Annotated in this window: 17 protein-coding genes; 8 read left to right on the plus strand and 9 right to left on the minus strand. The window is 68.3% G+C overall.

Annotation, left to right across the window (positions count from 1 at the left end; translation table 11 throughout):
* The first annotated feature begins 156 nt into the window (after nt 1–156).
* Nucleotides 157–1,350, plus strand: coding sequence for a glycine C-acetyltransferase (locus ACIQ51_RS05655; RefSeq protein WP_396204043.1), 1,194 nt, complete (start codon nt 157–159; stop codon nt 1,348–1,350).
* 73 nt (nt 1,351–1,423) lie between these two features.
* Here the strand turns inward: ACIQ51_RS05655 and ACIQ51_RS05660 are convergent, their stop codons facing one another.
* Together ACIQ51_RS05660 and ACIQ51_RS05665 are read right to left on the minus strand one after the other, a co-directional pair.
* Nucleotides 1,424–3,529 carry an NYN domain-containing protein gene (locus tag ACIQ51_RS05660; RefSeq protein ID WP_396204044.1) on the minus strand — a complete coding sequence of 702 codons (2,106 nt, stop codon included), beginning with the start codon at nt 3,527–3,529 and terminating at the stop codon, nt 1,424–1,426.
* Between the two features lie 6 nt (nt 3,530–3,535).
* Nucleotides 3,536–5,146: a class I adenylate-forming enzyme family protein gene (locus tag ACIQ51_RS05665; RefSeq protein ID WP_396204045.1), complete on the minus strand. Its 1,611-nt coding sequence runs from the start codon at nt 5,144–5,146 to the stop codon at nt 3,536–3,538.
* Between the two features lie 84 nt (nt 5,147–5,230).
* Here ACIQ51_RS05665 and ACIQ51_RS05670 point away from each other — a divergent pair, with 84 nt between their 5' ends.
* Genes ACIQ51_RS05670 through ACIQ51_RS05695 form a run of 6 tightly spaced genes read left to right on the plus strand, consistent with a single transcriptional unit; the run spans nt 5,231 to nt 11,489 of the window.
* Nucleotides 5,231–6,481, plus strand: a complete 1,251-nt coding sequence (locus ACIQ51_RS05670) for a sensor histidine kinase (RefSeq protein ID WP_396204046.1) — start codon at nt 5,231–5,233, stop codon at nt 6,479–6,481.
* 11 nt (nt 6,482–6,492) lie between these two features.
* Nucleotides 6,493–6,957, plus strand: coding sequence for a hypothetical protein (locus ACIQ51_RS05675; protein WP_396204047.1), 465 nt, complete (start codon nt 6,493–6,495; stop codon nt 6,955–6,957).
* Nucleotides 6,954–7,463: a hypothetical protein gene (locus tag ACIQ51_RS05680; protein ID WP_396204048.1), complete on the plus strand. Its 510-nt coding sequence runs from the start codon at nt 6,954–6,956 to the stop codon at nt 7,461–7,463. The genes ACIQ51_RS05675 and ACIQ51_RS05680 overlap by 4 nt, the downstream gene beginning before the upstream one ends.
* 22 nt (nt 7,464–7,485) lie before the next feature.
* Nucleotides 7,486–8,886: a sigma-54-dependent transcriptional regulator gene (locus ACIQ51_RS05685; protein WP_396204049.1), complete on the plus strand. Its 1,401-nt coding sequence runs from the start codon at nt 7,486–7,488 to the stop codon at nt 8,884–8,886.
* Between the two features lie 57 nt (nt 8,887–8,943).
* Nucleotides 8,944–10,788: a hypothetical protein gene (locus ACIQ51_RS05690; protein WP_396204050.1), complete on the plus strand. Its 1,845-nt coding sequence runs from the start codon at nt 8,944–8,946 to the stop codon at nt 10,786–10,788.
* A 14-nt stretch (nt 10,789–10,802) separates the two neighbouring features.
* Nucleotides 10,803–11,489 carry a hypothetical protein gene (locus tag ACIQ51_RS05695; RefSeq protein ID WP_396204051.1) on the plus strand — a complete coding sequence of 229 codons (687 nt, stop codon included), beginning with the start codon at nt 10,803–10,805 and terminating at the stop codon, nt 11,487–11,489.
* A 2-nt stretch (nt 11,490–11,491) separates the two neighbouring features.
* On the opposite strand, the gene ACIQ51_RS05700 is transcribed toward ACIQ51_RS05695, so the two are convergent.
* The 3 genes from ACIQ51_RS05700 to ACIQ51_RS05710 form a co-directional block, all read right to left on the minus strand.
* Nucleotides 11,492–12,070 (minus strand): HNH endonuclease, encoded by a 579-nt coding sequence (locus ACIQ51_RS05700; RefSeq protein ID WP_396204052.1) that lies wholly within the window; start codon nt 12,068–12,070, stop codon nt 11,492–11,494.
* Nucleotides 12,071–12,310: 240 nt separating this feature from the next.
* Entirely contained in the window at nt 12,311–13,702 is a 1,392-nt protein-coding gene (locus ACIQ51_RS05705; RefSeq protein ID WP_396204053.1) for an amidohydrolase family protein, read from the minus strand.
* A 28-nt stretch (nt 13,703–13,730) separates the two neighbouring features.
* A complete protein-coding gene (locus tag ACIQ51_RS05710) occupies nt 13,731–15,884 on the minus strand; it encodes a penicillin-binding protein 1A (RefSeq protein ID WP_396204054.1) in 2,154 nt (717 codons plus the stop codon).
* A gap of 66 nt (nt 15,885–15,950) precedes the next feature.
* On the opposite strand from ACIQ51_RS05710, the gene tyrS reads away from it, so the two are divergent.
* The gene (gene tyrS, locus ACIQ51_RS05715) at nt 15,951–17,246 is read left to right on the plus strand and encodes a tyrosine--tRNA ligase (RefSeq protein ID WP_396204055.1); all 1,296 of its coding nucleotides are present in this window, start codon (nt 15,951–15,953) and stop codon (nt 17,244–17,246) included.
* Nucleotides 17,247–17,265: 19 nt separating this feature from the next.
* Here tyrS and ACIQ51_RS05720 read toward each other — a convergent pair whose 3' ends face one another.
* From ACIQ51_RS05720 to ACIQ51_RS05735, 4 genes are all read right to left on the minus strand, one after another.
* The gene (locus ACIQ51_RS05720) at nt 17,266–17,847 is read right to left on the minus strand and encodes a GNAT family N-acetyltransferase (RefSeq protein WP_396204056.1); all 582 of its coding nucleotides are present in this window, start codon (nt 17,845–17,847) and stop codon (nt 17,266–17,268) included.
* A gap of 99 nt (nt 17,848–17,946) precedes the next feature.
* A complete protein-coding gene (locus ACIQ51_RS05725; protein ID WP_396204057.1) occupies nt 17,947–19,092 on the minus strand; it encodes an aminotransferase class V-fold PLP-dependent enzyme in 1,146 nt (381 codons plus the stop codon).
* 180 nt (nt 19,093–19,272) lie between these two features.
* Nucleotides 19,273–20,151 carry an ABC transporter permease gene (locus ACIQ51_RS05730; protein WP_396204071.1) on the minus strand — a complete coding sequence of 293 codons (879 nt, stop codon included), beginning with the start codon at nt 20,149–20,151 and terminating at the stop codon, nt 19,273–19,275.
* 2 nt (nt 20,152–20,153) lie between these two features.
* Nucleotides 20,154–22,043, minus strand: a complete 1,890-nt coding sequence (locus ACIQ51_RS05735) for an ABC transporter ATP-binding protein (protein ID WP_396204058.1) — start codon at nt 22,041–22,043, stop codon at nt 20,154–20,156.
* Nucleotides 22,044–22,049: the final 6 nt, after the last annotated feature.

Consider the following 22,049-nt stretch of genomic DNA (forward strand, 5'->3'; position numbering starts at 1 on the left):
CGCCGCCCCTCGACCTCACCTCGACCGTGGGCGACCCCGACCCGAGCAGCGACTCCGACGGTGGGAAGACCCCGACCGTCGTTGCAGTGCGCAGACCGTAGTGGCTGTACCACGACCGTTTTTGCCGTACCACGACTACGACCAAGACCACGACCCATGTCGCTCTCCACCGAACTCCAGCAGGAACTCGACGCGCTCAAAGAGGCCGGGACCTACAAGCGCCTCAACCACATCGAGGGGCCGCAGGGTGCGCGCGTGCACATGGAGGGGCGCGGCGAAGTCATCGTGCTCTCGTCCAACAACTATCTCGGGCTCGCCAACGAGCCGAGTGTGGTGCAGGCCGGCGTGGATGCCCTCCACACGTTCGGTGCCGGCACCGCCAGCGTGCGCTTCATCTGCGGCACCTTCACCGTGCACCGCGAGCTGGAGGCTGCCCTCGCGCGGTTTGTCGGCACCGAAGCCAGCATGAGCTACGTGTCGGCGTGGAACGCCAACGAGGCCCTCACCCCCACCATTGCGCGCGAAGGCGACTTCGTCATCTCCGACGCCCTCAACCACGCGTCGATCATCGACTCCGTGCGCCTCGCCAAGGCCATCACCAAATGCACGACGGCGGTCTACAAGCACGCCGACATGGACGACCTACGCGAGAAGCTCCGCGCCAACAAGAGTGCGCCGCGCAAGATCATCTGGACCGACGGCGTGTTTTCCATGGAAGGCGCCATCGCCAAGCTCCCCGACATTCTGCAGATCGCCCGCGACGAAGGTGCGATCGTCGTCATGGACGATTCGCACGCCACGGGCGTGCTTGGCACGACGGGACGCGGTACCGCTGAACACTTCGGCGTGCTCGGTGAGGTGGACATCATCACCTCCACCCTCGGCAAGGCGCTCGGCGGGGCGGCCGGTGGCTTCATCGCGGGGCCCGCATCGCTGTGCGACATCATGACACAGCGCTCGCGGCCCCAGCTCTTCTCCAACGCGCTGCCGCCCACCGTGGCGGCGAGCGCGCTCGCCGCCGTGCAGTACACCGAGGCCCATCCGGAGCTGGTCACGCGCCTCCACGAAAACGCCCGCTACTTCCGCGGCGCCATCCAGGAGGCCGGCTTCAAGCCGCTCCCCGGCGAAACACCCATCGTCCCCATCATCGTGGGAGAAACGGCGCTGGCCATCCGCATGAGCGACCTGCTGCTCGAGCGCGGCGTGTTCGTGACCGGCTTCGGCTTCCCCGTGGTCCCCAAGGGCGAGGCGCGCGTGCGCTGTCAGGTGAGCGCCGCCCACACCAAGGACGACCTCGACGCCGTGGTGGCGGCGTTCAAGGACGCGGGCAAGGTGGCCGGATTGCTCTGAGGACCCGCCCTGCGGGAAATGAAAAGGGGAGGCCAGAGCACTCTGGCCTCCCCTTCTCACGCCGATCTCTGGCTCAGCGCTTCTTGGCTGCCTTCTTCGCCGGCGCCTTCTTGGCCGGCGCAGCCGCCTTCTTGGCTGGTGCAGGGGCCTTCTTGGCCGGGGCAGCGGCCTTCTTGGCCGGGGCAGCGGCCTTCTTGGCCGGGGCAGCGGCCTTCTTGGCCGGCGCCTTGACCGCGGCCTTCTTCGCCGCCGGCGCGGCCTTCTTGGCCGCCGGCGCCGTCTTCTTGACCGCCGGCGCGGCCTTCTTCGCCGGGGCCTTGGCGCCCGTCTTCGCCGCCGGGGCGGCCGTGTCCCGCACCTCGGCCGCGACCGGCGCCGCGACCGGCGCCGCCGGCTTAGCCGCACCCACAACACCCACCATCAGGAGACCCGGCGGCGGTGCGCCTGGCCCCTTGCCACGACCGCCGATACCACGCGCGCCCATGCCGCGCGGCGCAGCGGGAAGCAGAGCGGCGGCCGCCTTCGCTTCGGCCTTCTGCGCCTCATCGACCGTCTTGAGCTGCTCCACGATGCTCGCCGCATCCGCCGCGCGCGCTACTTCCCAGTCGTTCCCGCGACGGCGCAGGTCGATCATGTTCGCGTCGTGCGCATCCTGGAGAATGCGCTCGAACATGCGCGACGCCAGCGACTCGCTGTCGCGACCCAGCAGCTCGAACGCACGCTGACGTGTGGCGCTCGCCGTTGTGCAGGCGTCGCCTTCCACCAGCGCCTCGACCGCACGCCGCACGAGGTCGAAGGCATCGCCGCGCGTGAGCCGCTCGCCGCTGCGGCCGATCTCGTCCGACACCTCGGTGCTCTGGAACGCCGGCGCCACGTCGGGGCGCGCCTCCTCGCGACGCAACGCCACCGCCGGGGCATCCCCCTCGGCACCCGCGCGCTCCCCTTCACGGCGATCGCGGAAGCGGTCACGCCCACGACCGCGGCCACGACGACGGCCGCGATCGTCGCGCTCCTCACGTGTGCCTTCCTCGCCCGGCAGCGGACGGATTCCTTCCGGCTCGATCACCGCACCCGTCGCGTCGAACACGGGCGTGGGGATCTCCGCCGTCACCTCGAGCGCCGCGTCGACCGCGTCGCCCGGAGCGGCCGGCTCGGCGCCATCCATCGCGGCGGCATCGCCCTCACGCGGCTCCCGGTCGCGGTCGAAACGATCACGTCCACGGCCGCGACGGCCACGACGGCCACGACGATCGCGATCTTCTCGCGCCTCACGGGTTTCACGCGACTCGCCGTCGGCGGGCACCTCGGCCGCGGCAGGCGGGGTCACCGGCGGCAGGCCACCTTCCGGCACGTCGATCTCGAGCTGTCCGCTCTCGAGCTTCGTGACCGTGAGCAATCCGCGCTGCTGGGCTTCCTGCACGAACCGCGAGAACTTCGGGTGGCCGAGGTTCTTCTCGTCGAACGACGCGTCGATCTCCTGCATCACCTGCTTGAGGCGGTCGGAGCGCATCACGTCGCCGTTGCGCTTCATGCGCCCAACCGCTTCGGTGACAAGCGCCCACGGATCCCAGCGGGTGGACTCGTCTTCGCCGCTGCGCACCAACCCCGCGAGCGCATTGTACGAGTAGTACTCGTCGCAGTTCATCACCAGCAGGTCGCTCGATGACTCGCGGATACCGACGCCGATCACGTACTTGCCGTACTCCTTGAGCTTGATGACCATGCTCGAGAAGTCGGAGTCGCCGCTGAGCAGCACGAACGTCCCGATCTCGGGGCGCGTGAACACGAGTTCGAGCGCGTCGATCGCGAGGCGGATGTCGGTGGCGTTCTTTTTCGACGACCCGTAGGCCGGCGCGAAAATGAGGTCGATGCTCGCTTCGGTGAGCGGCACGATGTACTGCGGATAGCGGCGCCAGTCCGCGTAGGCGCGGCGCACCGCAACCTTCCCCTTGATGATGTCCGACGAGAGGAGATTCTTCAGCTCCTCCTGCAGGTCGGAACGGATGCCCATCGTGACGTTGTCGAAGTCGATGAGCAGCGCCGCGTTCGGCGCGTGCGCCGGCGGGGTGACGTTGGGCTGGGCCACCGGCGCGATCGGCGCCACGGAGGCGGGGCCGCGATGAAACGGCGCGATGGAACGGGTCGGGGCATTGCCCGACCGGGATGGATTACGACTCATGCTGAACTAGCCTGGATACGAAACTGGGTGATCGAGCGCGTTCGCGTGGAGCGCCATGGCGCTCATGGAGTTCGCACTCAGCGCGATCGCACGCGCGAGTTCTCGCCGACGCACCTTGCCGCTCCCCGTCATGGGGAACGCGTCGAGGAAGCGGACGAGGTCGGGGACCTTGTCGGCCGACATCATGTCCCGGGCGAAACGCTTGATTTCGTCGCCCGTGATGACGGCCCCTTCCACTGCCACGATGCACGCGCAGACCAGTTCCCCCAGCACATCATGGGGAACGCCGATCACGCAGACATCGTCCACGGCTGGATGTGCGCGCAGGCGATCTTCGAGTTCGCGCGGATAGAGCTGGGTGCCCCCGCGCGTGATCGTTTCCTGGCGACGTCCGAGAATCCTCACGGTGCCGTCCTCGTCGATGATCCCAAGATCACCGGTGAGGAAGAAGCCGTCCGGCGAGTGGACCTTGGCAGTCTCGGCCGGCATGCGGAGATAGCCCCGCATGAGGTTGGACCCGCGGACGGCGATCTCGCCGACCGCCTCGGGTCCGTGCAGCTGGCCCGTCATGATGTCCATGGCCATCACCTCCACCCCGGGCAACGCGGCACCGACCGTCTCGCGGCGGGTCACGTCTCCATCGGTGAAGCGGGTCATGGTCACCACGCCGCCGGTCTCGGTGAGCCCGTACGCCACCAGCACGTCGCACCAGCGACGTACCTTGCGTACGAGCGCCTCGCTCACCGCACTGCCGGACAGCAATCCGGTGCGCAGCGATGACAGGCGTGACGGGTGAAACGCCTCCTCACGCATGAGGAGGTGGTACTGCGTGGGCACGCCGTGCAGCACCGTGACCTTCGCGTCGGCGATCAGTGCGAGCGCACCCGCCGCGTCGAAGGTGGGCTGCAGCACGAGCGTGGCCCCCGTGGCCATGGCCCCCAGCATCGCGCTGAAGCCAAACACGGCCGAAAACGGAATCGCCGTCAGCACTCGGTCCTCGGAAGACAATGCGAGGAGCTGCGAGGTGCGGACGGCGTTCTCGACGAGGGCACGGTGCGACAGTTGCACCCCTTTCGGTTTGCCCATCGTTCCCGACGTATAGACGACAGCCAGATCGCCGTCGTCGTTGGAGACATCGGGGCGCGGGGCCGCCTTGGCCGCCCCGCTCGACACCAGATCCTCGAAGGCGAAGATCCGGTCGTCGTACCAGAGGTCCTCCTCTCCCACCGTCACCACGTACTGCAGGTCGGGCAGGTCCCCCAGCAACTCCTCGAAGCGCTGCAGAAAGTCCACGCCGTTCCATCGCTCGATGGTGACCACGGCACTCACTTCCGCATGGCGCAGTTGATAGCGCAGATCGTGCACGCCCAACTGCGGACTCACCGGCACCAGCACGGCGCCCAGCTTGGCCGCGGCCAGTGTGGCGATGATCCACTCGACGCCGTTCGGCAGATTCACGGCGAGACGATCGCCAGCACCCAACCCCAGTTCAGAGAAGGCAGCAGCCAGGGCGGACGCGTTGGCATCCACCTGCTTGAACGTCCATGTTTTCTCGCCGTCGGTCGCGAGCACACAATTGGGATCGTCGTGCGCGCGCTGTTCGACCAGGGGAGCCAAGGACCACGAGGCTGCCACCGGCAATGCCATCTCACTCCGTGAAAACGGGTCCGGGATTCGGTATAGCCACGTAAATTACCGAATATGAACGAGATGCGGAAGCTGACGGTGGGGAAAACCGGATCGCGCGCGCCATTCCGCACGCGCCTGTTTGCCATGCTGTTGCTCTTCGCCGTCATTCCCACCGTGACGGTCACGCTCCTCTGGACCGGCGTCGCCGCCCGGACGCTGTCGCTGTTCTCCGCCCGGTCGGCGTGGGAGCGGATCGCCGAGAGCGGAGAACAGACGGTGCGCATCGTGGGGACCGCCCCGCTCACGCCGGAGCAGGCATCCGCACTGTCGCGGCACCAGGCGGAGCTCCGCGAGTCGGTGCAGCTGGCCCGGCGCTTCGACTTCGTGACCGGCCGCTCCATGCGCCTCGTCCTCATCGGCGCCCTGCTGGTGGTCGCGCTGGTCGCCCTCGGCGCCTCCCGGGTGGCCGGCCACCTCAGTCGCCAGCTGAGCCGGCCCCTCGACGAACTGGTGGGATGGACGGGGCTCATCCGCCTGGGCCGCCCCATTCCGGCCCACGCGCAGCGGCGCGGCGCCCCCGAGTTCGAGGTGCTGCGCACCGGCATGCGCACCATGGCCGCCGAACTCGAAAGCGGGCGTCAGCAGGCCCTCGAGGCCGAACGCGCCGAAGCGTTCCGCGAGTCCGCCCGCCGCTTCGCCCACGAGCTCAAGAACCCGCTCACCCCCATCCGCTTCGCGGTCGACCGCCTGCGACGCTCCGCCCCCGAGGAGCTCCGCGATACCGTCGAAGTCCTGGCCGAGGAGGCCGCCCGCCTCGAAACGATGGCCAAGAGCTTTGCCCAGTTCGGCCGTCTGCCCGATGGTCCCGCCGCCGAGATCGATGTGGCGGAGCTCGTAACGCGGGTGGCCCGCCATACCGTCCCCGAACGGCTGACCCTCGAGCTCCGCTGCCAACCAGGGCTGCCGCTGGTGACCGGCTACCACGAACCGCTCGTGCGGGCGGTCACCAACGTGCTCCTCAACGCCGTCGACGCGACGCCAACCGGGGGGACGATCGCGGTCACCGTGGGGACCCCGGAAAATTCCCCGCCCGATGCTGACACCAACCAGGTGGTCATCGCCGTACGGGATAGCGGGTGTGGCATCGCCCCCGACGCGCTCGAGCACATCTTCGATCCCTACGTGACCACCAAGCCGGGCGGGACCGGCTTGGGACTCGCGATCGCCCTGCAGACGCTGCAGGCGCATCGGGGCACGATCGAGGTGCAAAGCAACGTCGGACGCGGCACCACGATGACATTACGACTGCCGGTCACGGCATGACGGGAGAGACGATGCAGCAGCAAGAAGCGACCATGCAGATCCAGCCGCGGGCCGACGGAGGCAAGTCGATCCTGATCCGGAAGAGCGATGGTACCGAGCAGCGCATCGAGCTCTCGGAGGCCGGCGACGTGATCACGTCGACGGCACAGGGCGCAACGGCCACGCTGGTGCCGCCGCCGATCCCAGCCCCCGTGCGCCGCAAGCAGCTCCCCGACGGCCTCGTCGACATGATGGGCATCATCTTCGGCGCCGTCACCGTGATGTCGCTCGGCACACCCCTCGTGAAGGCGTGGGCCCGCCGGTTCGAGCGCCGATACGAGGTGCAGCAGAACGCACAGATCGAACAGCGCCTCGCCGCCATCGAGCAGGCCATCGAAACGGTCGCGGTGGAAGTGGAGCGCATCAGCGAGGGACAGCGGTTCACCACCAAGCTGCTGGCCGACCGTGCGCCGGCGGAGATGGAGCAGGTACGATGAGCCAGAACGCCGAGCAGGCGCGTACCAACGCCGACCGCATCATCGAGACCGCCATGCAGGACGCAGAGCGGGCCGTGGGGCCGGCGCGCGCGGGAGGCAATGCGCCGATTGTCTTCACCACAGACAACGGCCAACCGGTCACGATCGACTTCCGCGACGGCAATCTGATCATCACGCAGGATGGCACCACCAAGCAGATCCCATGGGATCGGGTGGTGCCGAGTGGCGCCGTCGACGTGGCGCAGGCCGTGGCCGCCTCGATCTTCTTCCTCGTGGTAGGGTGGCCCATTGCGCGTGCCATTGCCCGCTGGATCGATCGCAGGGCGCAGATCGGCCGCAGCACCAACGCGCTCGGGCAGCAGGTCGAGGACCGCTTCGCCGCGATGGAGCGCAATATCGACACCGTCGCCATCGAGGTCGAGAAGCTCTCCGAGGCACAGCGCTTCACCACGAAACTGCTCGCCGAGCGCGCCGACCGCGTGCCCGTGAACGTGCAGCAGCACTAGCCGTCACCGAGCCAACCGCGCCATGCCCAGCGTCCTCATCGTCGACGACGAACCCAACATCCGCCGCATGGTCGGCGCGCTGCTCAGCGCCGAAGGCTACGACGTGCGCGATGCTGCTGACGGCAGGACCGGCCTGGCGCTCGCCGAAACGATCGAACCCGACGTGGCGCTCGTGGACCTCATGATGCCCGGTGACCTCGATGGCCTCGGGCTGCTCGAAAAGCTGCGCGAGCGCCGCCCCGACGTCCCGGTGGTGATGATGAGCGGCCGCGCCGCACTCACCGATGCCGTGCGCGCCACCAAGCTCGGCGCCTTCACCTTTCTCGAAAAGCCGCTCACCCCCGAAGGGGTGTTGCTGGCGCTCGCGTCGGCGTTCGAGCTACGCCAGGCACGCCGCACCGCCGCCACGCTGCGCGAAGACCTCGGCATCTCCGGTGAAATGGTGGGCGACTCGCCCGTCCTGCGCGACGTGCGCGCGCTCATCGCCCGCGTGGGCCCCAGCGACGCGCGCGTGCTCATCACCGGCGAATCGGGCACCGGCAAGGAACTCGTGGCCGCCGCGCTACACGAGGCCAGTCCGCGCCGCGACAAGCCATTCGTGCGCGTGAACTGCGCCGCCATTCCGCGCGATCTCGTGGAGAGCGAGATGTTTGGGCACGAGCGCGGGGCATTCACCGGCGCCACCGATCGCCGACTCGGGCGCTTCGAACTCGCGCATACCGGCACGCTCCTCCTCGACGAAGTCGGCGACCTTGGCGCCGAGGCGCAGGCCAAGCTGCTGCGCGCCATCGAGGCGCGCGAGATCGAACGGGTCGGCGGGGGCAAACCAATCAAGATCGACGTGCGCATCCTCGCGGCCACCAACAAGGATCTCACCAAGGCCGTAGCCGACGGGTCGTTCCGCGAAGATCTGTTCTTCCGGCTCAACGTGATTCCCATGCAGCTGCCTCCACTGCGTGATCGCCCCGGTGATCTGCCGGCACTCGTGCGGCACTTTTCGGCGCGTCACCGCTCACGCACGGGACGACCGCTCGTGTCGTGGCACGCCGATGCGCTCGCAGCCCTCGCCCTCTATCGCTGGCCCGGCAATGTCCGGGAACTCGCCAATGTCGTGGAGCGGCTGGCCATCCTGCACGCCGGCAGTGAAGTCACGCGCGTCGAGGTGCTGCAGGTCCTCCCCGCCGCCACCCTTGGGGGGTTGCCATCCGTCACCCCCGAGACCGGGAGCCACGGCACCGCCGATCCCGGCGACGCGCGACCGCTCAGCGATGCGCTCGATGCCTACGAGCGGCGCCTCATCGCGGCGGCGCTGGCCCTGAGCGACGGCAACGTGGCGGAGGCGGCTCGCCGCCTGCAGACCGACCGCCCCAACCTCTACCGCCGCATGCGCCGGCTCGGACTGGCCGCGAATGGTGACGGGTGACTACGCGTGTGACGTGACCTGCCCTCCCGGGGCGCGAACTTCAGCAGGAGTCTCCAGATGAAGGCACCCATGACCGCGCGCGGTCATGTGACACTCGGCACAGCGGCGCGGCGCGCCATGGCAGCGATCGGGCTGGCCATGCTCGCGGCGGGACCCGTGCAGGAAGCCGGCGCACAACGCGACCAGAACCGCCGCGTGGGCGGTGTGCCTCGCGAGGTCTCGCTCGACGTCACGCGCCTCTTCAATGCCGCCGGCACGCGGCGCGTGCGCGGAGATTTTGCGCTCGCCGCCACCGACACCGTCAAGGGTGACCTCGCCGTCCTGAACGGCAACGTACGACTGGCCGGCGTGGTCAACGGCGAGGTGGTCGTACTCAATGGTGACGCCTTCCTCGCAGACGGCGCCCGCGTGGAGCGCAACCTCACTGTCCTGGGTGGCACACTCGAAGCGCCCGATCGTCCGGTCGTGATTGGCGAGATCCGCGTCTGGAGTGCGCGCTACCACTACCGCGAGGAGAGCGATACGCTCGTTGCCGAGACGGACCTCCGCACGCGCTTCGCCCAGTGGGTGCGCGACGACGACAGGGGGAATTCACTGAGCCAGCTCTTCGTGACCACGGCCCATACCTACAACCGGGTGGAAGGGCTGCCGATCTTCATCGGCCCGCGCTTTCGCGCCCGCAGCGGCGACACGCGCGTCTACACCGAGCTGTTCGGCATCTTCCGGACCGGCGACGGGCTCACGTGGCGCGACGAGAACCTTGGGCATCGTGCCCTCATCGAAGTCCGCCATGGCAACAGCCGGGGCGTTGTGGTGGGTGCCCGCCACTTCGACGAAGTGGACGCGGTGGAGAAGTGGCAGCTGACCGACGCCGAAGTGGGGCTCAACACCTTCCTGTTCTCGCGTGATTACCGCGACTACTGGGAGCGGCACGGGGCGATGGGATACGTGTCACTCTTCGCAGGGCGCGGCAGTGAACTGCGCGCTTCCTTCGGCGAGGAACGGTGGAATGCCCGCCGTGCGCGCGATGTGTGGCGCCTCAACGACGACATCACACTGCGCAACAACCCGCTGGGCGATGAAGGGGTTGTGCGCCTGTTCACGCTGAGCGGCACCTTTGATACGCGCACCAACGTGAAGCATCCGCGTTCGGGGTGGTATCTGCGCGGTGAGTACGAGCGGGGCAGCAGTAACGAGTTCTCCCCCACGGGCTCCCTGACCCTCGGCGCCCGCCCCGTGCCCGTGACCACCAACAGCCTCGCGGAGCTTTCGCTGGCGTATGGCCGCGCGCTCTTCGACCTGCGCCGCTACAACCGCCTCGGCCCCAACGCCCAGCTCAACTTCCGCGTGGTGACTGGCGGCTGGGTCCACGGGGATCCGTTGCCCGCGCAGCGGCGTCTCGCCGTGAGCGGCATCGATGCGCTTCCGGGGTTCGATTTCCGGCGGTCACTCGCGGCCAACGATGTGGGGACGTGCGCCACGGGCGACGCCGCCGCATACGTGGCGCTGGGCCGCCCCGCCCAGTGCGAACGCATGGCGCTGCTGCAGGTGGAGTGGAAGGGCGATTTCCGCATCAATCTTTTCGGCAACGACGACGGCGATGATGATCGTCGCTGGCGGCTCGGCCGCGACAACGCCGACGGCACGTGGGTGGTGTTCGCCAATTCCGGTCGTGGCTGGCTGATGGAACATCCGCCGCGCTTTACAGGCCCGCGGTCCGCCGAAGTGATATCCGCAGATCCGCTGCGGTTCGGGCGCAACCGCGTCCCCGACCTCAATACGTGGCGCACCGACATCGGCGGGGGCTTCGACTTCGGTGACTTCGGCGTGTACGTGGCACAGGCCGTCTCGCAACGCGGGCTCAAGCCCAACGTCTACGTGCGCCTCGGCCGTCGCTTCTGACCCGGCGTCCCGCCATGCCACGCCGCCGTCTGATCGCCTGGTGCATCGCGCTGCCGCTCATCATGAGCGGCGGCCGCGTCGCCTGGGCACAGACGCCGGTGCAGACGCAAACGCAGCCACAAACACCGGCGTCGGCGCGACCGGAAATCGATATCCGCGTGACCGCGCAGTCGTACCCGCCGTTGGTGGCCGTGCGCAACGTGCTGCTGGAGCGCGAATTCGACGAGCTGCTGCGCAACGGCTTCCCGGCGCGCCTGCATGTGCGCGCCGAGCTCTGGACGGTGGGCCGCTACTTCGACGACATTCGTGGCCGTGCCGAGTGGGACGTGATCGTGCAGTACAACGTGCTCGAGAAGAGCTACGACGTGGCGCGCCTCGTGGGGGACCGCGTGACGCCGCTCGGGAGCTACCTGCGCTTCGCCGATGCACGGGCGGCGAGCGAATTGCCATTCCTCCCCGTGTTGCCCACCCCGCGTCGCGGCCAGAAGGGGTACGTGCTGGTGCAGGCCGAGCTGCAGACGCTCGAGGTGAGCGATCTGGATGAAGTGGCGCGCTGGCTCCGTGGCGAAGCGCAACCCGCCGTGCGTGGCAAGCGCAGTCCCGCCAGTGCCCTCACCCGCGGCGTCCGCACGCTCGCGTCGAGAATCCTGGGAGGGGAAGTGCGGCAGCTCGAGGCGCGGAGTGGGACGATGGTGTTCTAGCGTCAGTTCTTGACGCCACTACTCTCGATCTTCTCCAGCTCCCGCAGCGTGTCCTCACCGTAGAACGTGCGGATGTACTGCGCTTGGATGGGGGTGAGGCGGCGCACCGCCCACGAGAGGTGCACGAAGTGCGGTTCCACGGGTGCATGCAGCGGTTGCATCCCGATTTCGCTGGGCATGCGGTTCGCTTTGCGCGTGTTGCACGAGCTGCAGGCCGTCACCACATTGGACCATTCGTTGGTGCCCCCGCGCGACATGGGAATGAGGTGATCGCGCGTGAGCGACTCACGCGGCTTGAGCTCATTCGCCTTGCGCCCGCAGTACTGGCACTGATAGTCGTCGCGCGCGAACAGGAAGGTGTTGGTCACCTGGCGCCGGAAGCGCCGCGGCACATGCACATAGCGCGTCAGGCGGATCACCGCCGGCCGCGGAAACGCCTGGCGCTCGGAGCGCACCGGCGCGTGCCGATCGGCCTCGACGATCTCCGCCTTGCCGTCGATGACCAGACGCAGGGCGCGCCGCAGCGGCACCATGGTAAGGGGTTCGTACGACGCATTCAGTGCGAGACATCCGGCAATCACGCCCTACCCTCCGCTGAATCGTGAAAGACCAAACGGGACCGTGGTACGTTCGTGCTACCCCTGACGGCAAACAAAATCCCCGCTGATGCGCCGACGCGAGGTCGGTCTGCATGCAGCGGGGAAGTTGTCGACGTCACATGCGCTGGGTCCTGGAGACGACGGCAGGCCGCCCGCTCACCCTGCGGGATCTGCAACTCCTGAAGACGGCCAACTCATCACGGGTGCGCATATCGAAGCATATCATGAGTGACCTCGTCGCCGCCACTCCCTCAAGCGGGCGCCGGTCACACCGATTCGTTCGTGCCAGAGCGGGTCGTCGCACAGGACCACGCCGTTCCGCACCAGCACCCGCCCCGCCACCGCGACCAGCACGGCCCGCGCCCGCCCGGCGAGCGCGTGGACCAGCGCGACGGCCGGATCGTGGACCGGTTGCGCATCGGCCCCCCCCAGCGGAAACGCCGCTAGATCGGCCGCCTTTCCCGGCTCGAGTGTGCCGGTCGTGCCCAACAGACCGAGACTCGCCGCGCCTCCCCGGGTGGCCAGGCACAGCGCGTCGTGTGCGGTCAATGAATCCGGGATGCCGGAACGAATGGCGTGAAAGAGCGTGGCCTGACGCGCTTCGTCGAGCAAATGCATTCGATCGTTGCTCGCGACCGAGTCGCTGCCGAGCCCCACGGCAATGCCGTGCGCCAGCATGCGGTCCAGCGACGCGATCCCCTGCCCCAGCTTGGCGTTGCTGATGGGGCAATGCACGATCGTCGCGCCATGGTCGGCGATCCGCGCAAAGTCGTCCTCATCGGCGCGAATCACGTGCACGAGGAGCGGGTGCGCCGCGAGCACGCCGGCCTCCTCGAGCAGCGCAATGGGCGAGCGGGCCTGCGCGGCCACCGCAATGCCGCGGGCACGCAGGCGCTCGGCAAACGGCCCTCCCGCGTCGCAGACGAAGGCCGTCTCCGCCGCACTCTCCGCCACGTGCACCGCCATGGGCAACTGCTCGGCGCGCGCATAGTCGGCCGTGGCGCGGAAGAGCGGTGCGGACACGGTGTATGGCGCGTGCGGCGAGACGCCGGTCGTCACCAGCTCGGTGTCTTCGGCGCGGCAGGCCGTCACCCGCGCCTGCAGACCGGCCAGCGAGTCGCGGCACTGCGCCGGATCAGGGCCGAATACTTCCACGTAGCCGATGCCGCGAACCCCCAACTCGCGCATGGCGGCGATTGGCAGGGTGGAATCGGTACAATCGGCGTAGGTGGTGATGCCATGCCGCAGCCCCTCCACGATGCCGAGGCGCGCACTATCGAGCAGGTCCTGCTCCGAGAGCAGGTCACGCCGCACGACCGTGAGTGTGCGCAGCCAGCTGCCGAACTCCAGCCCCTCGAGGAAGCCGCGCATCACCGTGAGCTCGAGATGCGAGTGGGCATTCACGAGCCCGGGCATGAGCGCCGCACACCCCAGCGCCTCCGTCCGCAGGGACGCGTCTGCGTGGACCGGGGCGTCGGTCGGGAAGTCCACCGCGCGCCCCACCCAGACAATGCGATCGCCCTCCACCAGCACCGCACCGTACTCGATCGGCGCGCCACTCATGGGCAGCACCCAGTCTGCCGTATACAGCGTACGCGGAGCGTGGAGGGGCACGAGGCGAGCGGGCCGGTCGGTGGACGCCTTACTGCGGCGGCAGACGGAAGGGATTGGCCGTGTCGCGCTTCACCATCGCGCGCGCACTATCCAACCCAAACGGCGAGGGGCCCGGCGCATCGGTACACGTCTTCGTGGGTTCGTACCCCTGCACGAAGAACTCCGTGGCGATGTTGCCCATGCAGCTGCTGTTGGCGAGGCGACCGGTGGCGAGATCGATTTCGCGCACCACCACCCCGTCGGGGCGTGGCCAATCTGGCGGCTGCGGCTTCCGCCGGTAGACCTCGGTCATGAACGCGGCCCATGCGGGCACGGCGAGTTCACCCCCCTGCGCGTTGGCTTTGATCTTTTGCGGTTTGTCGAACCCCATCCACACGCCGGCCACGAGGTCGGCGGTGTACCCGATAAACCACACGTCGGCGCCGTCGTTGGTGGTGCCGGTCTTGCCGCCGGCAGGCACGCGGAACCCGCTGCTCCACACGCGCGCGCCGGTGCCACGAATCACCACGTCCTTCATCATGTTCACCATCAGCCACGACTCTTCGGGCGAGAGCACCGCTTCGCGCACGAGCTCTGGTTGCCACACCACTTTCCCCTGCGCGTTTTCCACCTTGCTGATGCTGTGCGGCGTGGTGCGCAGTCCGAGGTTGGCGAAGACCGAGTAGGCCCCGATCATCTGCACCGGGTAGGTGTCGGCCGACCCGATGAAGATCGACGGATACGGCGGGATGGGCGTGGTGATGCCGAAACGGCGCGCCATCGCGATCACCGCGTCGCTGCCCACGGCGAGGCCGGTCCGGATGGCCGCAAGATTGCGGGACTGATAGAGCGCTTTCCGCATGGGCATCGCGCCCTGGAACTTCATGTCGTAGTTCTGCGGGGTCCACGATTCGCCGCTCACCTGATCGAGCGAGATCGGCGAGTCATCCACCACCTGCGCCGGGCCGAAGCCTTCGTGCACCGCGGCCGCGTAGACGATCGGCTTGAAGGTGCTGCCCGGCTGGCGCATCGCTTGGGTGGCGCGGTTGAATTTGCTGTCCCCGTAGTCGCGCCCCCCGACCATCGCCCGGACGGCACCGGTGCGGGGGTCCAGCGCCACGAACGCGCCCTGCAGATATGGGGTGTTGGCCGCCCCGGTCTCGCCCCCTTCGGCGCTGCGCGCCAGATACGCCTCGTATGTGAGGTGCTTGAAGACACCATGCCGGCCAGCCTCGATCGCCTGCAGTTGGTTCTCCAGCGAACGCTCGGCCGCCGTCTGCATGTCGACATCGAGCGTCGTGTACACCTTGAGCCCTTCGTCGTAGAGCCGCTTCCCGAAGTGCTGCTCGAGCTCCTGCCGCACCCACTCCACGAAGTACGGTGCCACGTCGCCCGACTCGGTGCGCTCGGCGAGCTGCAGCGGGTAGGCCTTGGCGAGCGAGGCGTCGGCGTTGGTGATGACCCCGCCGCGGCGCATGAGCTCCAGGACGGTGTTGCGACGCAGAATGGCGCGGTCGGCGAAACGGCGCGGGTTGTACCGCTCCGGGCCCTTCAGCAGCCCCGCCAGGACGGCGGCCTCCGCCACGGTCACGTCACGGACCGACTTGCCGAAATAGCGTTGCGACGCCGTCTCCACGCCGTACGCACCGTTGCCGAGGTAGACCTGATTGAGGTACAGCTCGAGGATCTTGTCCTTGCTGTAGCGACGCTCGATGGCCCGGGCGACGCGCGCTTCCTTGATCTTGCGCAGCAGCGTCTTCTCGCGCGAAATGCGGTCGGAGAACACGTTGCGGGCGAGCTGCATGGTGATCGTGCTGAAACCCTGCACGTAGCTCCCCGCCTTCACGTTGCGGGCCAGCGCGCCGAAGATGCGGAAGTAGTCGATCCCGTCGTGCGAGTAGAAGCGCTTGTCTTCGGTGATGATCACCGCGTCGCGCACGTGCTTGGGGATGTCGGAAAGCTTGGTGAGCGTCCGGCGCTCGAGCCCAAGCTCGGTCAGGAAGCGGCCATCGGCCGCGTAGACCTTGCTGGTCTGCCGCGGCACGTAGGCCTCGAGCGAGGCGATCGACGGGCAGCGACCGTCGCGACAGATGACGGCCCAGGCCCCCACGAGGGTGCCGGCACCCAGCGCGCCGCCGAAAATCCCGAGAATCAGAAGCCACCCCACCCAGGGGCGGCGCATCAGGCCGGAAAGGAATGCCATAACCTGTGCAAGCTACACCTCAGGCGAGGGATCGGTACCGGTCGCCGGTCCGTGTATCTTGCAGGTATGTCCGAGCTCACCAATCCCCCCGCGCCACTCGCGGAGCTCGCCTGGCGCGAGCTCCTCAACCAGCACACCGAAGGGCTGCCTGCGGCGTTTCTGGCCGGTCAGGTCACCGCGTACGTGGGGTTTGACCCCACCGCGTCGAGCCTGCACGTGGGCAACCTCATTCCCATCATGGGATTGGTGCACCTGCAGCGCGCCGGCCATCGTCCCATCGCGCTGGTGGGCGGCGGGACCGGCATGATCGGCGACCCCAGCGGCCGCAGCAGCGAGCGCAACCTGCAGGACCTCGACACCATCCGCGTCAACGCGGAAGCCATCCGCCGTCAACTCGCCAAGTTCCTCGATTTCGAAGGTCCGAACGCGGCCAAACTGGTCGACAACGCCGACTGGCTGTGCGCGGTGTCGCTGATCGACTTCTTGCGCGACACGGGGAAGTACTTCTCCGTGAACTACATGATGGCAAAGGACTCGGTGAAGAGCCGTCTCGAGAACGGCATTTCGTACACCGAGTTCACGTACATGCTGCTGCAGGCATACGACTACCTCGAACTGCACAAGCGCGAGGGCGTCACGCTGCAAATGGGTGGTAGCGACCAGTGGGGCAACATCACCGCCGGTCTCGAGCTCATTCGCAAGGCCTCGGGCACGGAGGCGCATGCGCTCACCTTTCCGCTCATCACCAATGCCGACGGCACGAAGTTCGGCAAGAGCACCGGCGGTGGGTCAGTGTGGCTCGACCCCGAGCGCACCTCGCCGTACAAGTTCTACCAGTTCTGGATGGGGGCCGACGACCGGGACGTGTCGCGCTACCTGCGCTTCTACACGCTGCTGTCGCCGGAAGAAATCACGGCGCTCGACGAGGCGGTGCGCACCGATCCCGGAAAGCGCGCCGCGCAACGCGCGCTCGCCCACGACGTGACGACCCGCGTGCACAGCGCCGAGGCTGCCCGTGTGGCACAGGAAGTGTCGGCGCTGCTGTTCGAGAAGGGAGACCCACAGCAGCTCTCCGAGGCCGCGCTCGCCGCGTTGCGCGCCGAGATCCCGTTCGCCGACTACGTCCCGCCAGCCGAGCAGGCCCCGGAGTCGGGGATCGACGTGTACGAGTGCCTCACCCTGTTGGGGATTGCCGCCTCACGGGGGGCGGCGAAGCGCCTGCTGGAGCAGGGTGGCGTGAGCGTCAACGGCGCTAAGTTGACCGCAGCCGATCGCGTAATCAGCGAAGAACGGCTGCTGCGAGGGCGGCACCTGCTGGTGAAGAAAGGCCAGCGCGAATTCGGGCTGGTGCGGGTGCCGTGAGCTCTGAGATCTGAGCCGTTCAGAGCGGCGCGAACTGGAGCGGCATCGTCAGGTTCCGCGTCACGTTCACGAACCCCGCGGCTCTCGCCAGCGCTCTCGCTCCCAGATCCATGGCGGCCATGCGCGCGTATGGCAGCAGGCCGTCACGCAGCAGCTGCTGTACTACCCGGTGCAGCACGAGGTGCCCGAATCCCTTCTGCCGGAAGGTGGGGGTCACGAGCACGCGCACGCGTGACAGACACCCCTCAGCGCGATCGGCGGTGGCCAGCGCCACAAGTACACCACCGCGCATGGCGCCCACGTGGCGATCACCGCCCGTGGCGTACTGGGCCCACTCCTCGTGGCTCACATCGAAGCGCATCATGTCGAGCAGCATGGCGGCCGGCTCGTGGACCAGCATGGCGCGGGCGAGTGGGGTCGCGGTGAGCGTACGCTCGTCCGCCATCACGATCAACTGGCCGTCGTCAGACTCCCGTGGCAGCGGTGCCGGCGCGTGGCCATGCCCATCACGGGGGGCCTGGCGCGCAAAGAACCGCAGCGCTTCCGCCACGGTGCGCTCGGCCAGGGCCATCGGGTGGCGATCCTTCGGGAGTCGGCTCATGAGCGGGGGAAGAGGAACACGTCCGCTCCTTAATCATGCAAGATCCGGCCGCCAGAACCAGTGCCGCCGCACGATTGCCCCGGTCCGCCCTGCTTCCGGTCAGGCGTCGAGACGGGCCAGCACGGCGTCGATCTCCTCGACCGTGTTGTACAGGTGCGGCGACAGCCGAATGGCGCCCTCGCGCACCGTGTGACTCACGCGAGCCGCCTGCAGGCGCGCGGCCATGGCATCGAGTGTCGTCGAGGTGAACGACACCACACCCGCCCGGCGCGACGGGTCCGCCGGGGTGACCAATCGCACGTCACGACGGGAAGCGATCCAGTCCACGATGCGAGTACCCAGGGCCTCGATATGAGCGGCGACATTGGTCACCCCCGTGTCGAGCAGCATCTTCGTCGATGCGTTGGCCACCGCGAAGTCGTGGTACGCCAACGTCACCACCTCGAAGCGGCGGGCGTCGTCAAAGAAATCGAATTCGTACTCGGTGAGGCGGGTGTAGTCGGTCGTGCTCTTCATGCACGCCCATCCCACGTCGTGCGGGTCGAGCGCGGTCACCAGACCCTTGCGCACGTACACGAAGCCGGTCCCCCACGGTGCAAGCTGCCACTTCTGCGCACCGCTCGCGAAAATGTCCACCGGGAGCGTCGGCAGGTCGATCGGGCGGATACCGCACGACTGGATACCGTCCACGATAAAGAACGCCCCGCGCGCCCAGCAGGCGCGGCCGATGCGCTCGAGATCCGCCACAAACCCCGTGGCGAACTGCGTCCAGCTCACGACCACGGCCACCACGTCGGTCCGTCGTTCGATCGCCTGCACCAGCCCGTCTTCATCGGGGAGTCCGTTTACGCGCGGGATGAGCTCAAGCTCTACCCCACGCGAACCCAGCGCCTGAAACGGGTAGACGCAGCTCGGGAACTCGCCGTCGAACGAGAGGATCACGCCGGGGCGCAGTGGCAGCGCGCGCGCCGCGAGGTTCAGCCCGTACGTGGTGTTGGGCATGAGCGCGATCTCCGTCGCCTCTGCCCCCACGAGCGCGGCAAACTGCGCGCGTGCCGTGGCCGCCGCATCGAGCAGCGCCTGGAACGGAATGCGATCCGGCTGCGCGCGCAGGGCACTCCAACGGTTCGCCACCTCGACCGCCGACTGCGGCATGGGGCCCACCGACGCGGCATTCAGATAAATGCCAGAATCGGCGACCAGCCCGGGAAACTCACGGGTGCGGAGCTCGGCGACGTGACGCATGGAAACGGCCCGGAAATCAGAGTCGGACGGCAAAGGGCGAAGAACCGACGCACAGGGACGGTCGGCGATCACGGTCCGATACCCGAAACCGCACCCTGACTGTCCGACGTCACGAGGAACTTACCGGAGCGCACGCCGCATGGGAGCGCGCGGGACATCAGGCGCGCTGCCGCACCGCCTTCAGCCCCGTGGGTCGAGCGCGTCGCGCAACGCGTCGCCCAACAGATTGAAACCCAGGACCGCACCGCCGATCGCCAGCCCGGGCGCGAGCGACGTCCAGGGGGCATTGCGCAGCTGCGACAGGTCGCGGCCGTCGGCGATCATCGCGCCCCAGCTGGGCGTCGGGGGCTGCACGCCAAGTCCGAGAAATGACAGCGCCGCTTCGGCCATGATGGCGCCGGCAATGCCAAGGGTCGCGGCGATCACGACCGGCGCCACCACGTTGGGCAGGACGTGCCGCAGCAGGATGCGCACATCACGCGCCCCGAGCGCGCGCATCGCCTGCACGTACTCGAGCTCACGCACCACCAGCACCTGCCCGCGCACGAGACGGGCCATCCCCGCCCATCCAACGACGCCGATCACCACGCACACCACGGTGAGCGAGGGCTCGAAGGCCGCCGCCATCGCGATCAGCAGCAGCAGCGACGGGAAGGCCAGCGTGACATCGGCCAGGCGCATGACCGCGTCGTCGGTCCACTTACCGCGATAGCCCGCCACGAGCCCCAGTGCCACGCCGATCAGGAGCGCAATCCCCTGCGAGGCCACACCCACCAGCAGCGACACGCGCGCACCATACACGAGGCGCGCCCACACGTCGCGGCCCTGCGCGTCGGTGCCAAGCCAGTGACGCACACTCGGCGCCTCGAGCGCGTGGCGCAGGTCGATCGCTGACGGCTCGTACCGCGTGACCAGCGGTGCGGCCAGCGCCAGCAGCATCATGACCGCCACCACCCCCAGCCCGACCCAACTCCGACCGTCACGGCGGAGCCGCGACCAGCCGTCCTTCGCCGTCGGAGCGGGAGCGGGAGCGGGCGAGGCGGCAGCAAGCGACGGCATCATCAGCTGGGCGAGCCCGTGGGTTCGGCGTCAACTGCCGGCGCGGCTTCGTCGGCGCCGCGAGGGTCGAACTGCAGCGCATGCAGGCGCGCATAGACGGCGCCGCTCGTGAGCAACGCCGCATGCGTCCCCTCCTCCACCAGCCGCCCACCGTCCAGCACGAGGATCCGATCCGCGTGCTGAATGGTCGCCAATCGGTGAGCGATGACGAAGACGGTGCGACCCACCAGCAGACGGTCGATCGCTTCCTGCACGAGCCGCTCACTCTCCACGTCGAGCGCACTGGTGGCTTCGTCGAGGATGAGAATGGGTGGATCGCTTACGAGTGCACGCGCGATCGCGAGGCGCTGACGCTGCCCGCCGGAGAGTCGGGTGCCGCGCTCGCCAAGGTTGGTGTCCCACCCCTGCGGCAGCGCCTCGATGAAGCCCAGCGCATTGGCGGCGCGCGCCGCAGCGTCGAGCTGCGAACGCGTGGCGTCGGGCCGACCGAACGCCACGTTGGCGCGCACGGTGTCGTTGAAGAGTACCGTGTCCTGACTCACGATCCCCGTGAGCGACCGGAGTGCCTCGAGACGGATCTCGCGGAGGTCCACGCCATCCACCAGCACGCGTCCCCCCGTGGGGTCGAGGAAGCGTGGGATGAGATCGACGAGTGTGCTCTTGCCCGCGCCGCTCGCCCCCACCAGCGCCACCACTTCGCCCTTCTTTGCGACGAAGGAGATCTCCGACAGTGCGGTGGCATCGGCATCGTAGGCGAACGTGACCCGATCGAACACCAGCTCGCGCTCAAAGCGCACGTCGGTGCGGGTGCCGCGGTCGGTGTCCGTTTCGGTGCCGGCGTCGAGAATCTCGAACAGCCGTTCGGCGCTGGCGAGTGACTGCTGCGCCGCTGCCGGCGCCTGCGAGAGCTGCTTGAGCGGCTGCAGCAGGCGCATGACCTGCACGAGGAATACCAGCAGTTCCGCGCCCGTCAGCGTGCCCTGCACCAACACCAGCTGCGCCCCGTAAAAGAGGATCGCCACGGCCGTGAAGGTGCCGAGTGTTTCCGTCACGGGGCCCGAGAGCAGCGCCAGGCGCCCCACCTTGACGAACCCGCGCGCGAACGCGCCGTTGCGCTCGTGGAACTTCTGCTCCTCGCGCGCCTCGGCGCGGTACGACTTCACGAGCCGCACCCCACTCACCACTTCCTGGACGAGACTCGTCATCTCGCCCTGTTCGTCGCCGAGGCGGCGGTACCCCCGGCGCAGCTTGCGCAGTACTGGCTGGATCGCGCCGATCGTGACCGGCGCGATCACCAGCGCGGCCAGCGAGAGCCGCCAACTCGTGGTGAACATCGCCACCAGCGTGGCGATCACCTGAGCGCCGCTCCACATCGTGCGCGTGACGAGCTCCGTCACCACCGTCTTGGCCGTCGCCGTATCGGACAGCACGCGGGAAATGACCTGTCCCACCTTGTTGCGGGTGAACCACGGCAGTGGCAGGCGCAGCAGGTGCGAGTACACCGCGTTGCGCAGGTCGCGCACCACGTACTCCTGCAGCTGCACGCCGACTTGCCCGCTGAGCCAGATCAGCGTGTTCTTGAGGGTGACGGCGCCGATCACGATCAGCATCACGTTGCGCAACGAGCCCATGCGGTCCTGCTCGTTCAGCAGGAAGCCGATGGTGGCGTCGAGCACGCGGCCGATGGTGCCACTCGCGGGGAGCAGCTGGTCCGCCTTGAAGAAGGCGTTGAAGAACGGCACCAGCAGCGCGAAGGAGAAGACGTCGGCGAAGGCGGCGGCCGCGTTGAGCAGCACGACCACCACCAGTTTCCCCGTATGCGGTCCGACGAAGCGCCACAGCCGCCGCCACAGTACGGAGGCCGGTGCGCGATGGGTTCCGGTAGGCGACACGCTCGC

This window comes from Gemmatimonas sp., assembly GCF_044344655.1.
In the GTDB taxonomy this organism is placed as follows: domain Bacteria; phylum Gemmatimonadota; class Gemmatimonadetes; order Gemmatimonadales; family Gemmatimonadaceae; genus Gemmatimonas.

Bases quoted from the DNA above. Each gene is read 5' to 3' on its own strand.
- ACIQ51_RS05655 (WP_396204043.1), top strand. From the start codon at position 157: ATGTCGCTCTCCACCGAACTCCAGCAGGAACTCGACGCGCTCAAAGAG.
- ACIQ51_RS05660 (WP_396204044.1), bottom strand. From the start codon at position 3,529: ATGAGTCGTAATCCATCCCGGTCGGGCAATGCCCCGACCCGTTCCATC.
- ACIQ51_RS05670 (WP_396204046.1), top strand. From the start codon at position 5,231: ATGAACGAGATGCGGAAGCTGACGGTGGGGAAAACCGGATCGCGCGCG.
- ACIQ51_RS05675 (WP_396204047.1), top strand. From the start codon at position 6,493: ATGCAGCAGCAAGAAGCGACCATGCAGATCCAGCCGCGGGCCGACGGA.
- ACIQ51_RS05680 (WP_396204048.1), top strand. From the start codon at position 6,954: ATGAGCCAGAACGCCGAGCAGGCGCGTACCAACGCCGACCGCATCATC.
- ACIQ51_RS05685 (WP_396204049.1), top strand. From the start codon at position 7,486: ATGCCCAGCGTCCTCATCGTCGACGACGAACCCAACATCCGCCGCATG.
- ACIQ51_RS05690 (WP_396204050.1), top strand. From the start codon at position 8,944: ATGAAGGCACCCATGACCGCGCGCGGTCATGTGACACTCGGCACAGCG.
- ACIQ51_RS05695 (WP_396204051.1), top strand. From the start codon at position 10,803: ATGCCACGCCGCCGTCTGATCGCCTGGTGCATCGCGCTGCCGCTCATC.
- ACIQ51_RS05710 (WP_396204054.1), bottom strand. From the start codon at position 15,884: ATGGCATTCCTTTCCGGCCTGATGCGCCGCCCCTGGGTGGGGTGGCTT.
- tyrS (WP_396204055.1), top strand. From the start codon at position 15,951: ATGTCCGAGCTCACCAATCCCCCCGCGCCACTCGCGGAGCTCGCCTGG.
- ACIQ51_RS05720 (WP_396204056.1), bottom strand. From the start codon at position 17,847: ATGAGCCGACTCCCGAAGGATCGCCACCCGATGGCCCTGGCCGAGCGC.
- ACIQ51_RS05725 (WP_396204057.1), bottom strand. From the start codon at position 19,092: ATGCGTCACGTCGCCGAGCTCCGCACCCGTGAGTTTCCCGGGCTGGTC.
- ACIQ51_RS05730 (WP_396204071.1), bottom strand. From the start codon at position 20,151: ATGCCGTCGCTTGCTGCCGCCTCGCCCGCTCCCGCTCCCGCTCCGACG.